Origin of the sequence: Enterococcus sp. AZ128 (assembly GCF_051714485.1) — a bacterium.
Classification (GTDB): domain Bacteria; phylum Bacillota; class Bacilli; order Lactobacillales; family Enterococcaceae; genus Enterococcus_A.
In genome coordinates, this window is sequence record NZ_JBIORZ010000001.1 from 269,675 (window position 1) to 283,118 (window position 13,444).

Here is a 13,444-nt window from a genome sequence, read left to right on the forward strand (position 1 = left end):
AATCAGGGGGATGTTTTCTTTAGTGGTTTGTTACAACTTGAATGACCTGCATAATGCAATAGGTGATCCCGGCAGCTATGACTGGGCCCGCAGCTATACCTTTCAAGAATACAACACCCATGATGGTCCCAAAAACCAATGCCACGGTGACTTCAGGTGATTGATTAATCAGACCGACACCTTTTGAGGACAAGACAGCAACCAATACTCCGCAGATCGTTGCTACCCAACCAAGCGGGGATTTTAACGTATTTAATAGATCCTTCAGGACGATATCTCCTGTAGCTATCGGAACTAGGATCGTCGCTGAAATTAAGGTAACCCCCCAATTGATACCTTGTTTATTTAATAGAGACAAAAGTTTATCTGAATGGGGAATTAGTTTTAAAACTAAAATCGCAACTGTTGCAATTAACAAACTTTGATTTTTTGCAATAAGGGCAATCAATAAAATGACTCCTAAAAAAAGCCAGCTTTCCATAGTACGTTCACTCCTTAGTTCTATTACTCTGTTTTTTTTACTAGAAATTCATATCGTATTTACTATACAAGATAATTTGCTAAGTTGCGACTTTTTTCCTGAGTGACTTTAGTGTAAGCTTTTAAATGGAGGAGAAAACAAATGAAGATAGGATTACGTACAATAAAGACTGCGGCAGCAGCCCCCATTGCGTTGCTTTTAGCCAATGGATTGAATCTGGAGTCAGCTGCATCGGCGGCTATTATAACGATATTGACTGTAACCAATACCAAACGTTCAACTGCAAAAACTGCTTTGAATCGGCTTTTTTCTTTGACGCTGGCAACAATGATTGCAGCGATTTGTTTTTTGCTTTTTGGGTTCCATCCGTTAGTTTTTGGTTTATATTTATTAGTATTTATCCCATTATCGATTCATTTCGACTTGGCGGAAGGGATCGCAGTCAGTTCGGTTTTGATTACTCATTATTTAGTAGCAAGTGAGATGCCGTTAAATCTGATCATCAATGAATATTTACTAATGATTATTGGTGTTGGGTGTGCTTTAGTAGCCAATCTCTACATGCCGAATACTGAAAAAAAAATTCAAGAGGATCAAGCTGTCGTCGAAGTTTCCATGAAAAAGATGTTGGGACAAATGTCCAACTATCTGAATCAGCCCGCCAAAGAAGAACAATTACGTCAAGAGTGCTTATCGTTGCGGGAGTTTGTTCGGGAGGCTCAAGTTCGCGCGCAGGAGTTTGAAGAGAATCGTTTCTTTTCAGGAAACAGCTATTACTTTGAATATTTTGCCATGCGCCGTTTGCAATTGAAAGTTCTATCTGACATGCTGCAGATATTGAATCGTCTAGATGCGGAACCAGATGATGTTAAGGAACTACGAGAGTTGTTTGAATTCACTGCTCAGACGTTAGCTGAAGATAATGATGGTGCAGAGATAGTAAACAAAATTATGGAGACGGATCAACGGTATCAGCAAAAACAATTACCGGAAAGTCGTCAAGCGTTTGAAGAACGGGCCATGCTTTTTCAATTGTTCCAACTATTCCAAGATTTTATCGAGATCAAGGCGGGATTCTATCGGAACAAGTAATGAGAAAGAATCAGTCTTTTGTCCCATGTAAACGGTTGAAAAATTCTTTATGATAAAAGTAAGAAAAACAGGTGAGGGGTATAAAAATGAAAAAAATTATTATTGGGTTAGTTTTAGTTGGGGCGGCACTGGTTAGTATCAGTAGTATGTTTTTCCATAACCGCATGAGTGATGAGACATTCACTACATCGAAAACGGTTAAGAAATTGAGCGTTGACGATCGCAATATGCCGATTGATGTTGTGGGAGTGTCTGGCAATAAAACACGTATTAGTTACAAGAAGAGCAGAGATATAAAATATAGAATTAAGCAAACCAGTGATCATTTAAGTATAGAGCGTAAAAAAATCATGGGCTTCAACTTCAGCTTTGACTTTTTCAATTTCGGTAACAGCAGTCCAAGAGTTACTATCGAGATTCCAAAAGACAAATTGAAAAACTTGCAGGTTGAAACATCTAATGGGAAGATATCAACGGAGAATCTGGCGTTGAATAATCTAGACTTGGAAACTACCAACAGCAAGATGATCATTAATGATGTGGATGCACGAACTGTAGATGCAGAAACAAGCAATGGCAAAGTAGAATTATCGCAAATGACATTTGACGAAGGTTCCTTTGAATCAAGCAACAGTAAAATGGCGTTGAAGGACTTAGAGTTTAAATCAGGAGAATTCCATACTTCCAATGGCAAGATTGATCTAATGAATGTGAAGTCATCCGATTCCATTTCGCTTAAAACGAGTAACTCTAAAGTAAACGGGACGATCGTTGGGAATAAGGATGATTTTTCGATCGTTTCTAAAACAAGCAATGCTTCAAATAATTTAGGAAATCAGAAAAGCGGGTCAAAAAAATTAGAAGTAAAAACGAGTAATGGAGATATTGAGATTGCATTTGTTCGGTAACTAAATTTTCCTTAGAGGAGGAAATATAATGATCAGTAAGAAGCTAAGTAAAGTGTTGCTTGTCATTTATTTATTACTGTTGATTTGGATCTTACTGTTTAAATTTTCACTGTCCTTCTCTGATATAGCCGCAAGTTTAGACCAACCAATGAGATCTATCAATTTGAGCCCATTTCAGGGTTCTATGATTGTAAATGGCAAGATTGCACTGGATGAGATTATTTTGAATGCAATCATTTTTATCCCATTAGGTGTTCTTTTAGGAATTTCAGCAAAGAATTTGTCATTCATTAAGAAGCTAGTCTTTGTCTTTTTGTTCTCACTTTTTATTGAAGTTATGCAGTTCATTTTTGGAATTGGAGCGACAGATGTGACAGATATCTTCATGAATTTTATTGGCGGATTCATAGGGATTGTTAGTTATAAGGGATTGGCACTGGTTACTCCAGAAGCAAAATTAGATAAGCGACTCGTTATAATCGGAACGGTTATGGGCGTTTTATGTTTAGTAATGGTTTTGTTTTTACTTTTTGTAAATCGCTAAAAACAACTATAAAAGACTCTTCAGCAAATGCTGAAGAGTTATTTTTTTTGTAAGATAGTTGTATTTCGTCGGAAACGCCAAACTAAGTATGTTTCGGAAAGTGCTAGATATAAGAATAGTCCAGCGATAATCAAAACGGCGTTGCTTCCAAATGTACGATAAGAAAAAACGGATACGATTGCTCCAGCGATGAAGGCTAATACAACTAAAAGAAAATGAATGAAGCGCGTTTTAGCCCCTGAATCTCTTGTACTCAAATAATCATAAAGGTTTGTTGCCATACCTTTTAGATTACCGGTTGTAAATAGATTCGTGTAAGTGAGTCCGTTGATTTTATCAAAAGACACCCATTGGATTGCAGCGGTAAAAGCAATCATAATTGTAATAATGGCAGGGTGCGGCTGTAAGAAGCGCAGGCTGATGATGAAAAACACAAACGCTTCAAAATAAAGAAGGAACAGGCGCCAAAAATGCATTTCTCTCTTTTTAAAGTAATCGATTAGAAACTTTGCTAAGAGAATGCCGATAAAGAAGAATAGGGTAGAAAGTAATTTTTTTCCGACCATGTTCCATTGATGTTCGTAAGCTTGAATGATTGCCAAAATCAAATTTCCAGTTTGAGCGGATGCGAAGGCTTCGTACCGAATATACGTATAGCTATCGATCATCCCGCCGATAAAAGTCAGCAATAAGCCTACCGAACGATTCTCATGAAAACTATTTCCCATTAGTAACTCAACTCTTTTCGCTGACTATCTTACCACTTTTTTTAAAAAATCGATAATCAGCTGAATGATTTTTCTTTATACAGCAATGAGTTTATTATCAGGAGCTAAGCAAGCGGAGATTTCCGTTTTTTTAATCATTGATATATGTGGGGGATTTGTTTGATGAGACAAGTGCCAAAAGCAGAAAAGAGTGAAAACGTACATGAAGTTTTCATAAGAAAAATTTAAAACTTTCCTCTTTTTATTTAAGGAAAACAAATGATTAGTTAGTCTTTTGATTTATAATTCGTATTATTCTCGAGAGAGGTCTTCTGTGTAAGGTATAACATAAATAAATAGCCCATTTTACGAATAATTAAGGAAAAATGACTGAAGAAATAAGATGTCCTCAGAGTGCTACCTTTTTCTAAAGAATGTGTTAGAATGAAAATGCTTTTTATCCTGTGAACGTGAAGGGAATTGAGAACTTACCATGCCTGTAAAAAAAAGGACACCATGGTTAGAGGCTTTATACGCGGCATTGCCGCTTTGTTTGAGTTACATTCCGGTTGGTTTGGCATGCGGTATGCTATTGCAAAAAGCGGGATTTAACATTTTATTGACTGCCTTGCTTTCGATGCTTGTCTTCTCTGGGGGCGCACAATTTTTAGTCGTCTCGATGATAAGTGTTCATGCATCATTTGTGTCCACAATCTTAATGGTTTTTTTCTTGGAGCTGCGTTATGCATTATTAGGTTCCAGTTTGTCACAATTTTTCAAAAAAGAAAAACGTTCATTTATCGCCTTGTTTTCCCAGTCGATGAATGATGAAAATTATGCAGTCAATTATTTAAAATATTCTACTGATCCCGAATGGGATCGCAAAAAGGCGTTGTATGTCAATTGGTTTTCAATGGCCTCTTGGACAGGAAGCACGGTTTTGGGCACGATTTTTGGATCTGTAATCCATGTTGATACTGAATTGGTTCATTTCGCTCTAACGGCGATGTTCATCTTTATGTTCATGATGCAACTGAGCAATGGTCTTTTATTAGCTACAGGTTTATTATCTGGCGGATTGGCAGTTATTTTCATGCTGGTCTTCAAAAATACCTTTGGATTAATCTTAGCGACACTATTGGCTTCTTTTACTGGTTATTTAATTGAGCGGATTCGAAAAACTGCCAATACAAAAGATGATGGTCCAGATCATTATGATTTGACTGGCGGGGAGGTTCATCATGAGTGATACTTCTTTGCTGCTGCTGATTTTTTGCCTTTTTGGCGCGTCGTACTTGCCGCGGCTTTTTCCGATGCTGTATTTTTCGCAGCGACAAGTTCCCCAATGGTTTAGTGATTGGATGAAATACGTACCAATCTCGTTATTTGCAGCCTTGGTATTCAAGGACGTATTTATTAGCGAGAACCATTTTGATTTAATCGGTAATGTCCGGATTATCGCGATGTTTTTAGTTGCTGGTGTCGCGTATAAAACTCGTTCGATGGCTATCTCAGTGATTACTGGATTAGCTGCTGTATTTTTATTATCAATGATATAAAAAGAGAGACATTCCTAGTGGATGTCTCTCTTTTGTTAGTTTTGATATTCAGCGATTGGCCGATAGGTTAAGACCTGCATTTTACGATAAAATTCAGCAGGAAGGTTTTTCCAAGATTGCAATAGATTATGGAAAAAGCCTCCTTCGGCATTGATGATATATTCGTTTAGTAAAAGACCAAAAGATTTTTTTGGCTGCTCTTTAAGTAGTTTTTCGTAGACCTCGGTTGCTTGCTCTTGATTATCAGCGACAAAAAGTGTATTAACTTCAACGTATGCGCCCTCAATATTTTGTGTCTCTTCTACAAAGTAAACGGACCTGGTAACTTTTTGTTCCTCCATCATATGGTCACCCTTTCTTTTATTAGCTACTCATAGCTTACAAAAGAAATATTAACTATTGATGAATTAATTAGCCTTTTGCGCCATTTAATTGTGAAGTTTTTAAGTTGTTTGGCAAAAATATTTTAAAGTTGCTCCCTTTGTTTAGAGAACTGTTGACTTTAATCGTGCCATGATGTAACTCAACGATTTGTTTCGCTAAGGCTAGACCTAATCCATTCCCTTTCGTTTTACGACTGGTGTCGCTTTGGTAGAATTTATCAAAAATCCGGTTTGCAACTTCGTTAGACATACCGATTCCTTCGTCTCTGATGGTGATAACTTGACCAGTTTCATCGCTATATAAACAGACATGGATACTACTATCTTTTTGACTATATTTGATGGCATTATCCATCAGATTTAGCCAAACTTGATAAAGAAATTCTTCATTTCCCAAGTATTGAGTACGTGGCAAATCTAAATCAAGCGTCAAATTTAATTGTTCCCATTTCGGCTGTAAAAATAGAATTACTTCACGAATCTGTTCATCCAAACGAAAACCTTGGAAATCTAACCCGATTCCTTGATTTTCCAGTTTGCTTAATTTCAAAATGTTATCAGTAAGATGAGTGAGTTGTTGAGTGCCATCTAACATACGTTCCAAATATTTTTTTCTTTCTTCTTTTGACAATGTTTCGTTTTGTAGTAACTGAACGTACCCTTTAATCGTGGCAATGGGGGTTTTAAATTCATGAGAAACAGTAGAAACAAAGTCATTTCGTAATGTTTCAATGCTGCTAAGTTCTTTTACCATGACGTTGAAGTCATGATAAAGCTCTTCAACATCCTGCATTTGCTGCTGTCCGTTTAATTGAACTGTGAAGTCACCTTTCGCTACTTTGCTCATGGCCTGTCTCAGATCACCGATTGGCTGCAAAATACGTTTCCCGACAAAGAATGAAAGTGCTGCACCGATCATCAGACTCAAAAAGATGATGAAATAGAAGGGGAAAAGGTGTCCTTCCCGTTCAGGCGATAATAACTGATAATGATTGATCATAAAAAGCAGACAGACGAAGACAGATAATACGATCACCATCATTAGAAAAGTAATTGCAGCAAAATATACCCATAATTGGGAGAATAGTTTTTTTCTCATTTGTGAATGACCGCCTTGTATCCTAATCCTCGAATCGTCTCGATAGAAAAATCAGGAATTTTTTCTAGTCGAGTGCGCAGCCGTTTGACATGTACATCAATCGTCCGTTCGTCGGTATCAGAATCCAGTCCCCAAATTTCATCCATCAATTGTTGTCGGGTGAAAATTTTGTTTGGATAGGCGAGTAATTTATATAGAAGTAAAAATTCTTTTTGCGGCAATGTATCGATTAGAGCTGGTGACTTGATTTGATAAGTTTCTTGGTCAAGCCGAGTATCACCGATGATCAATTCTTTTGTATGGACAATCTGAGCACGTCGTAATAAAGCATCTACACGTAAAATCATTTCGTTCACATCGATTGGTTTCACCATATAATCATCAACGCCAATTGTAAATCCGCGTTTCTTATCTTCGAAAGAATCCTTGGCAGTGATAAAGAGAATCGGAAGATCATATTCTGCCTCGCGCAAACTTTCTGCTAGTTCATAGCCATCCATATCCGGCATCATGATATCGCTAATGATTAGATCAATGAATTGTTTATCTAAAAGATCTAAGGCTTCTATGCCGTTCATTGCACGAAATACTTCGAATCGTTCGTTTCTCAAAGCTGATTGATAAAGTAATGATAAGTTTTCATCATCTTCTACAATAAGTATTCGATTCATTTGAGTTGCCCTCCTTATTCATTCTAAGATGCTCAATTTTCATGCCGTGTACAATTCAACTAAGGTTTTCCCAAATAATATTTACCTAAACTGCTAAAGTGAATGCCAGAACAGATAAACTGCAAAAAAGTTGAACTAGCATCCTTTTTGCTCGATAATAATAGCAAATCACTGTGAACCTAATATGAATTTTTGTTCATTTTGAGTTAATAATGCCATGTTATCTTGGCAAAGTAAACTAAGAGAAAAAGGGTGACGCAATGTTAGAATTAAAAGATATAAAAAAATATTATCATGTGGGTGATACGACGACAAAAGCTTTAGATGGCGTATCAGTTGCATTTCGTCGACAAGAGTTTGTCGCGATCCTAGGAGCCAGTGGTTCTGGTAAAACGACGATGTTGAATGTAATCGGAGGCCTCGATAATTATGACTCTGGAGACATGGTAATCGACGGAAAATCTACGAAAACTTTTAAAGATGCTGATTGGGATGCTTATCGAAATAATTCGATTGGCTTTGTCTTTCAAAGCTACAATTTGATCAGTCATTTAGGGATTATTGACAATGTAGAACTTGGGATGACGTTGAGCGGTGTTTCGAAAGAAGAAAAGCAACAACGTGCTGAGGATGCATTGATACGTGTCGGGTTGGCAGAACATATGCATAAGAAGCCGAACCAGCTTTCTGGCGGACAGATGCAGCGTGTCGCGATTGCTCGAGCATTGGCGAATGATCCCGATATATTGCTTTGTGATGAACCTACTGGAGCTTTGGATACGGAAACCAGTGTTCAAATCATGAACTTGATCCAAGAATTATCTAAAGAAAAATTAGTTATCATGGTTACTCATAACCCGGAATTGGCGAATAAGTATGCTGATCGGATCATTCAATTTTCAGATGGTCGGATTATAAATGATTCCCATCCTCATATTGAAGGCGAGAAGGGGGAACAATTTCAATTAAAACGAACAAAAATGAAATTCATGACTGCCCTAAAGCTTTCCTTCAATAATTTACGAACGAAAAAGGGCCGAACTTTCTTAACAGCTTTTGCTTCCAGTATCGGAATCATCAGTATTGGGATCGTACTTTCTTTATCAAGTGGTTTCCAAAAGCAAATTGACAGCACACAGGCTGAAACAATGGCGAAGTATCCGATCACAATTTCAAAAACAACGACAGATCAAACGGCTAATAGAAATCAGGCGTTGGGATCAGATAAAGCAAGTGAATCAAGTAAAGAGAATAAAAACAATATAGTTGCTAAAATCAGTGATGAAGACAAAGCGCAGCACAAGAATAAGATTGATCAGGATTATGTCGATTACATCAACAAAATTGATCCAAAATTAAGTAATAATATCGGTTTTACTCGTGTGGTTGGAATGAACCTTCTACGTGATGTTGACGGAGATGTGAAGCCTGTTAAATTATCCAATGAGGCTCCAGACAGTGGTCCATCCATGATGAGTGCAATGTCTAGTATGACAGGAATGGGTGTCTCTTCTTTTCCAACTCAGTTGGACAAAAATTCTGGCAATTTCTTAGAGGATAATTATAAATTATTAGCCGGGGCGTATCCTAAAGCCGATACGGATGTTGTATTGATCGTTGATGCGAATAACAGTACGAATATCAATTCATTGAAAAACCTAGGATTTGACGTGAAAGATGGGGAGAAAATCGATTTCGATAAAATTGTTGGAACGGAATTTAAACTAATCAACAATAATGAATACTATACAAAAATTCCAACTGGGAATTTCATTCCGAATAATGACTACCAAGCGATGTACGAGAATGCCAACAACGATACATTGAAAATTTCAGGTATCTTGCGAGTAAAACAATCGTCAACGATGAATCTTTTAGCACCAGGGATTGCTTACAGTAATGAACTAACTTCTAAAATCGTGAAAGACAATGAAAATTCGGAAATCGTTACAGCGCAAAAAGATACAGATACAAACGTCATGACGAACGAAAAATTGGATGATGCGACTAAAGAAAGTACCTTGGCTTACTTAGGCGGGGACAGTATTCCAAGTAGTATCATGATCTATCCAAACAATTACAAAGACAAAGAACAAATTTTGAGTTACTTGGATGATTACAATAAAGGTAAGAAAAAAGAAGATAAAATCATCTACACAGATTTAGCCGGCACAATGACTGAATTGACGGGCGGCTTAATGGATGCTATCACTTATGTATTGGTGGCCTTTGCCGGAATCTCATTAGTGACCAGCATGATTATGATTGGTATCATCACCTATACATCAGTAATTGAACGTACCAAAGAAATCGGTGTTCTGAAAGCATTGGGAGCACGGAAAAAAGATATCACTCGTGTATTTGATGCAGAAACGTGTATTTTAGGAGTGGCTTCTGGAACATTAGGTGTAGTCATCGCCTATTTGGCAACATTCCCAATCAACGCGATTTTGTATAATATGACTGAATTAAAAAATGTAGCACAATTGAATCCTGTTCATGGCGTTATCTTGATTATTGTTTCGACAGTATTAACAATGATCGGTGGACACATTCCAGCAAAAATGGCAGCGAAAAAAGATGCTGCAATCGCATTACGAGCAGAATAATAAAGAAGGAATGCCATGACTATCGGCATTCCTTCTTTTGCTTTTAACCAACAAAAAAATAATTAAGAATTGCGAGAGCAACGAACCCTAACGTGATTAGTCCGCAAATGATAAGGTGAAGACGTTTATTCATTAAGGCGACTGCAATGAACTCTCTTAGAAAAGCATTCGGCAAGTAATACCGTGCGGTTTTTGAGCCGATACCGTCAATTTTTAAACCAACTTCTTCAGCATACATTCCGGCTCTGAAAATATGATAGTTGTTAGAAGTAAAGATCGCCTGATAGCCTGAAGGTCTTTCCCGCTCCATAATTTCTTTACTGAAACGCATATTTTCAAGCGTATTTGTTGATTGCGATTCCATGAGGATGTCCTCTGAGGGGATGCCTTGTTCCAAGGCGTATTCTCTCATTGCCTGGGATTCAGAGACTTTTTCATCTGGTCCTTGCCCGCCAGACATCAAAAGCTGAGGCGGTGATAGAGTTTCCTCACTTTGTTTATGGTAAAACTGAATCGCTCGATCAATTCGTTTTGCTAATAGCGGGGTGACTTTTTCGCCGCCAATTAATCCAGCTCCTAAGACAATGATATAGTCCTGATTGTATTTCGGCTGATTAAATTGATAGAGTACGGAGATTGAAAGGAAATTCCAAAAAACGACAAAAAAATACATTGCGATCGTTGTTGGAATTGATAATAAAATCACTGACCAGTTTGGTAAAATTTTTGGTCCTAATGCTTGTAGTGCGACTAGTGCAATGATTGCTAAACCTAGAATCAAGGTTAATAGATTTGGCAGCTTGCGTGATTCATGACGGAGAACAATAAAACTATTGCCAATCAAGAAAATAATTGCCGCATACAAACCAAATAGAATCGTTAATAAAAATAATACCAGCAAAATCCCAAGAATGCCTAAGCCAATCAAAGAACTGGAGTTTACGGTGACAAGTGCTACATACCCCATAAAACTGATTAGCGAAAGATTCAGTAGCCACCCATTCCTTAAACGACATTTTTCCTTAAAATAAAAATAGCAAAATAATAAAAAGAAGAAGAGCGGTATCAAAATAAAAAATGTTTTTCTTTGAATTTCGATCGCGCAAAAATATAAAACTAGAAAAATACCTGTCCATAGGGAGAATTTTCTGAATTTCATTTTCTTAAAGCGAATCATTAAACTAATCAAAACAATAAAATAAAGTGCTAAGGCAAGTAAATCTCGTTGCATATCCATTCCATCACATCTTTTCCACATAGAAGTAATAATTAAAAAATTATCCCGATTTTCAAGCTATCAATCATTCTGCGAAAGGTATCAGCAGAAAATAGAAGTTGAATATTTGATATCCCTTTGTCAGTATATCAAATATAAGGTCATATACGCAGTTAAGAACTATTGGTTGGTTTTATTTCAGAAGATTAGTAAAATTATAGGGAGGAGGAATGTTGATGGAGATCAAAGGAGTCAATCGTATAGATATGCCGACAATTTTTGTGATTGGTAAAGAAGGTAGCGGCTTAGCGGAGGAGGGACCCTCGTGGGTACCGCTGCTCTGGGATCAAATGAACAGTCATTTCGATGAAATAATTGAGCTTTTAGCAGGTCAGGAAATGAAAGATCTGCACTTATGGGGATTAATGAGTGACAGAGAACATTGGTTGGACCCGTGGCAAAAAGAAGGACGTTATCTGGCAGGTGTTCAAGTACCCGAAGCAGCTATACCACCCGAGGGATGGGTGCGATGGGAACTGCCGCCAATGAGTTATCTGACGGTTAAGGCTAGTGCTGAAAAGATTGAAGATGCGACGAATCTGATGCTGGGAGAAATCTTTCCTTTAAAAAATCTGGAACTGGCTGGTGCGACTCATGAACATTATTTGCCGCATTTTGCAGAAGGAGAGGTCGAGCTATATTTTCCTTTCAAGGCCAAATAAAAAACTTTCGACTTGCGTCGAAAGTTTTTTATTTTAAGCGAATAGTCCAGTAATCTTTCGCCAAATCAGTTCAAAAGTACTGGCTTTTTCAACATTATTTTTGGTAACAAGATCAGCAGTGGCACCTTCATTTTTCTGTACATAACCCAAAGTATCTTGTGTTAATGAAACACTGACCGTACCGATTTTTTCATTTTTATGAACAGGAGCAATGATCGCGTTACTATCTAGTAAAGACTGGTCTAAAGTTGTCTTGATCGTTAAATCTTTAGGATCCATGTCGTTTCGTACCCAAAGTTTAACAGGTTTTTCCATAGCTAGAGAGACCGTTTTTTCTTTACCATCTGTAACCTTCAATTCTTTTTTGTCCGTAGGTGTTTGACCTGCCGAAGTCACTTCTTGTTGACTCCAATTATTCAAACAGTAATCCATCAATTTGCCCGTTTCTGTAAATCGCGCATTTTCGTTGTTCGATTGATCTAAAGCATTCAAAATCACAGTAATGACACGTCGACCATCTTTTTGAATTGTTCCGACAAAACAAGCACCTGCTAAATCAGTAGTACCCGTTTTCAGACCATCGACGCCTTCTTTGTAATTTGGTCCCTCAAACAACATGACATTCCAATTTTTCATTTCGTCTGGTTGAGATGTGTTAGGGGCGAATGTTTTCTCTTTTATTTTAGACGTTTCTAAAACTTCAGGGAAATCTTTAATTAAGTGTTGAGCAACAATCGCTACATCACGAGCAGACATCAAATTCTCATCATTTTCTTGTGTGCCTGGATACATATGGTCACCTAAGTAAACATTACTTAAACCAGAAGCATTGATGATGGTCGCATCTTTAATATCCCATTTGGTAAGCTGTTCTCGCATTTGATTTACAAAAGTATGCTCACTGCCAGCAATTAATTCAGCTAAAGCGACTGCACAAGCATTTGCCGATTGGACAATCATGGCCTCGAAAAGATCCTTGACCGTGTATTTTTGTCCGCTAACTAACGTAACATTGGATAAATCGGGGACGGTGCTCAGTTTTTCAGCGTACTCTGATATGGTTACTTCTTGCTCCCAAGTAATTTTCTGTTGTTTGATTGCGTCTAAAACGAGGTATGCCGTGATCGTTTTAGTGATGGAAGCAATGCCTTTTGGGGTGTCGCCGTCTTGGTTAAAAAAAACTTTTCCCGAGTCAGCGTCAATGGCGTATCCCGCATTCGCGTTGACAGAAAAATCGTCTGCTGCTTGAGCGGTGATTCCTATGATGCTTTGGAAAAAAAGTACTAGAATAACCAAAACTAGGGGGAATCTTTTCTTTTTATTCATTGATGGGCTCCTTTATTTCTATTAACCATAAAAGTTTAGCAAAATCATAGGGTGAATTCAAGAAAATACATGAAAACACCAGAGTTTTTCATTAGTTTTGAAAGACTCTGGTGCATGATGATAACAA

At 37.5% G+C, this 13,444-nt stretch carries 14 protein-coding genes; 7 read left to right on the forward strand and 7 right to left on the reverse strand.

Annotation, left to right across the window (positions count from 1 at the left end):
- Positions 1-19: 19 nt before the first annotated feature.
- Positions 20-481 carry a DUF441 domain-containing protein gene (locus IGI38_RS01180; protein WP_438725744.1) on the reverse strand — a complete coding sequence of 154 codons (462 nt, stop codon included), beginning with the start codon at positions 479-481 and terminating at the stop codon, positions 20-22.
- Between the two features lie 141 nt (positions 482-622).
- Between IGI38_RS01180 and IGI38_RS01185 the strand changes: the two genes are divergently transcribed.
- From IGI38_RS01185 to IGI38_RS01195, 3 genes are all read left to right on the forward strand, one after another.
- Positions 623-1,573 (forward strand): aromatic acid exporter family protein, encoded by a 951-nt coding sequence (locus IGI38_RS01185; protein ID WP_438725747.1) that lies wholly within the window; start codon positions 623-625, stop codon positions 1,571-1,573.
- Between the two features lie 86 nt (positions 1,574-1,659).
- Positions 1,660-2,481, forward strand: a complete 822-nt coding sequence (locus IGI38_RS01190) for a DUF4097 family beta strand repeat-containing protein (RefSeq protein ID WP_438725749.1) — start codon at positions 1,660-1,662, stop codon at positions 2,479-2,481.
- Between the two features lie 28 nt (positions 2,482-2,509).
- Positions 2,510-3,025: a VanZ family protein gene (locus tag IGI38_RS01195; protein WP_438725751.1), complete on the forward strand. Its 516-nt coding sequence runs from the start codon at positions 2,510-2,512 to the stop codon at positions 3,023-3,025.
- Between the two features lie 38 nt (positions 3,026-3,063).
- Here the strand turns inward: IGI38_RS01195 and IGI38_RS01200 are convergent, their stop codons facing one another.
- A complete protein-coding gene (locus tag IGI38_RS01200) occupies positions 3,064-3,753 on the reverse strand; it encodes a YoaK family protein (RefSeq protein ID WP_438725753.1) in 690 nt (229 codons plus the stop codon).
- Between the two features lie 472 nt (positions 3,754-4,225).
- Here IGI38_RS01200 and IGI38_RS01205 point away from each other — a divergent pair, with 472 nt between their 5' ends.
- Both IGI38_RS01205 and IGI38_RS01210 read left to right on the forward strand, forming a co-directional pair.
- Entirely contained in the window at positions 4,226-4,981 is a 756-nt protein-coding gene (locus tag IGI38_RS01205) for an AzlC family ABC transporter permease (protein WP_438725755.1), read from the forward strand.
- Positions 4,974-5,291 (forward strand): AzlD domain-containing protein, encoded by a 318-nt coding sequence (locus tag IGI38_RS01210; RefSeq protein WP_438725757.1) that lies wholly within the window; start codon positions 4,974-4,976, stop codon positions 5,289-5,291. Before IGI38_RS01205 ends, IGI38_RS01210 begins: the two co-directional genes overlap by 8 nt.
- A 35-nt stretch (positions 5,292-5,326) precedes the next feature.
- Here the strand turns inward: IGI38_RS01210 and IGI38_RS01215 are convergent, their stop codons facing one another.
- From IGI38_RS01215 to IGI38_RS01225, 3 genes are all read right to left on the reverse strand, one after another.
- On the reverse strand, positions 5,327-5,635 hold the full coding sequence (locus IGI38_RS01215; protein WP_438725759.1) for a hypothetical protein: 309 nt from the start codon (positions 5,633-5,635) through the stop codon (positions 5,327-5,329).
- 67 nt (positions 5,636-5,702) lie between these two features.
- A complete protein-coding gene (locus IGI38_RS01220; RefSeq protein WP_438725761.1) occupies positions 5,703-6,773 on the reverse strand; it encodes a sensor histidine kinase in 1,071 nt (356 codons plus the stop codon).
- Positions 6,770-7,444 carry a response regulator transcription factor gene (locus tag IGI38_RS01225; protein ID WP_438725763.1) on the reverse strand — a complete coding sequence of 225 codons (675 nt, stop codon included), beginning with the start codon at positions 7,442-7,444 and terminating at the stop codon, positions 6,770-6,772. Before IGI38_RS01225 ends, IGI38_RS01220 begins: the two co-directional genes overlap by 4 nt.
- Before the next feature lie 260 nt (positions 7,445-7,704).
- Here IGI38_RS01225 and IGI38_RS01230 point away from each other — a divergent pair, with 260 nt between their 5' ends.
- The gene (locus IGI38_RS01230) at positions 7,705-10,053 is read left to right on the forward strand and encodes an ABC transporter ATP-binding protein/permease (protein WP_438725765.1); all 2,349 of its coding nucleotides are present in this window, start codon (positions 7,705-7,707) and stop codon (positions 10,051-10,053) included.
- 43 nt (positions 10,054-10,096) lie between these two features.
- Here IGI38_RS01230 and IGI38_RS01235 read toward each other — a convergent pair whose 3' ends face one another.
- A complete protein-coding gene (locus IGI38_RS01235) occupies positions 10,097-11,290 on the reverse strand; it encodes a YdcF family protein (RefSeq protein ID WP_438725767.1) in 1,194 nt (397 codons plus the stop codon).
- A 215-nt stretch (positions 11,291-11,505) separates the two neighbouring features.
- Here IGI38_RS01235 and IGI38_RS01240 point away from each other — a divergent pair, with 215 nt between their 5' ends.
- Positions 11,506-11,991, forward strand: coding sequence for a GyrI-like domain-containing protein (locus IGI38_RS01240; RefSeq protein WP_438725769.1), 486 nt, complete (start codon positions 11,506-11,508; stop codon positions 11,989-11,991).
- A gap of 33 nt (positions 11,992-12,024) precedes the next feature.
- On the opposite strand, the gene IGI38_RS01245 is transcribed toward IGI38_RS01240, so the two are convergent.
- Positions 12,025-13,317 carry a serine hydrolase gene (locus IGI38_RS01245; RefSeq protein WP_438725771.1) on the reverse strand — a complete coding sequence of 431 codons (1,293 nt, stop codon included), beginning with the start codon at positions 13,315-13,317 and terminating at the stop codon, positions 12,025-12,027.
- Between the last annotated feature and the right edge of the window lie 127 nt (positions 13,318-13,444).

Bases quoted from the DNA above. Each gene is read 5' to 3' on its own strand.
- IGI38_RS01180 (WP_438725744.1), bottom strand. From the start codon at position 481: ATGGAAAGCTGGCTTTTTTTAGGAGTCATTTTATTGATTGCCCTTATT.
- IGI38_RS01185 (WP_438725747.1), top strand. From the start codon at position 623: ATGAAGATAGGATTACGTACAATAAAGACTGCGGCAGCAGCCCCCATT.
- IGI38_RS01190 (WP_438725749.1), top strand. From the start codon at position 1,660: ATGAAAAAAATTATTATTGGGTTAGTTTTAGTTGGGGCGGCACTGGTT.
- IGI38_RS01195 (WP_438725751.1), top strand. From the start codon at position 2,510: ATGATCAGTAAGAAGCTAAGTAAAGTGTTGCTTGTCATTTATTTATTA.
- IGI38_RS01200 (WP_438725753.1), bottom strand. From the start codon at position 3,753: ATGGGAAATAGTTTTCATGAGAATCGTTCGGTAGGCTTATTGCTGACT.
- IGI38_RS01205 (WP_438725755.1), top strand. From the start codon at position 4,226: ATGCCTGTAAAAAAAAGGACACCATGGTTAGAGGCTTTATACGCGGCA.
- IGI38_RS01210 (WP_438725757.1), top strand. From the start codon at position 4,974: ATGAGTGATACTTCTTTGCTGCTGCTGATTTTTTGCCTTTTTGGCGCG.
- IGI38_RS01215 (WP_438725759.1), bottom strand. From the start codon at position 5,635: ATGATGGAGGAACAAAAAGTTACCAGGTCCGTTTACTTTGTAGAAGAG.
- IGI38_RS01220 (WP_438725761.1), bottom strand. From the start codon at position 6,773: ATGAGAAAAAAACTATTCTCCCAATTATGGGTATATTTTGCTGCAATT.
- IGI38_RS01225 (WP_438725763.1), bottom strand. From the start codon at position 7,444: ATGAATCGAATACTTATTGTAGAAGATGATGAAAACTTATCATTACTT.
- IGI38_RS01230 (WP_438725765.1), top strand. From the start codon at position 7,705: ATGTTAGAATTAAAAGATATAAAAAAATATTATCATGTGGGTGATACG.
- IGI38_RS01235 (WP_438725767.1), bottom strand. From the start codon at position 11,290: ATGGATATGCAACGAGATTTACTTGCCTTAGCACTTTATTTTATTGTT.
- IGI38_RS01240 (WP_438725769.1), top strand. From the start codon at position 11,506: ATGGAGATCAAAGGAGTCAATCGTATAGATATGCCGACAATTTTTGTG.
- IGI38_RS01245 (WP_438725771.1), bottom strand. From the start codon at position 13,317: ATGAATAAAAAGAAAAGATTCCCCCTAGTTTTGGTTATTCTAGTACTT.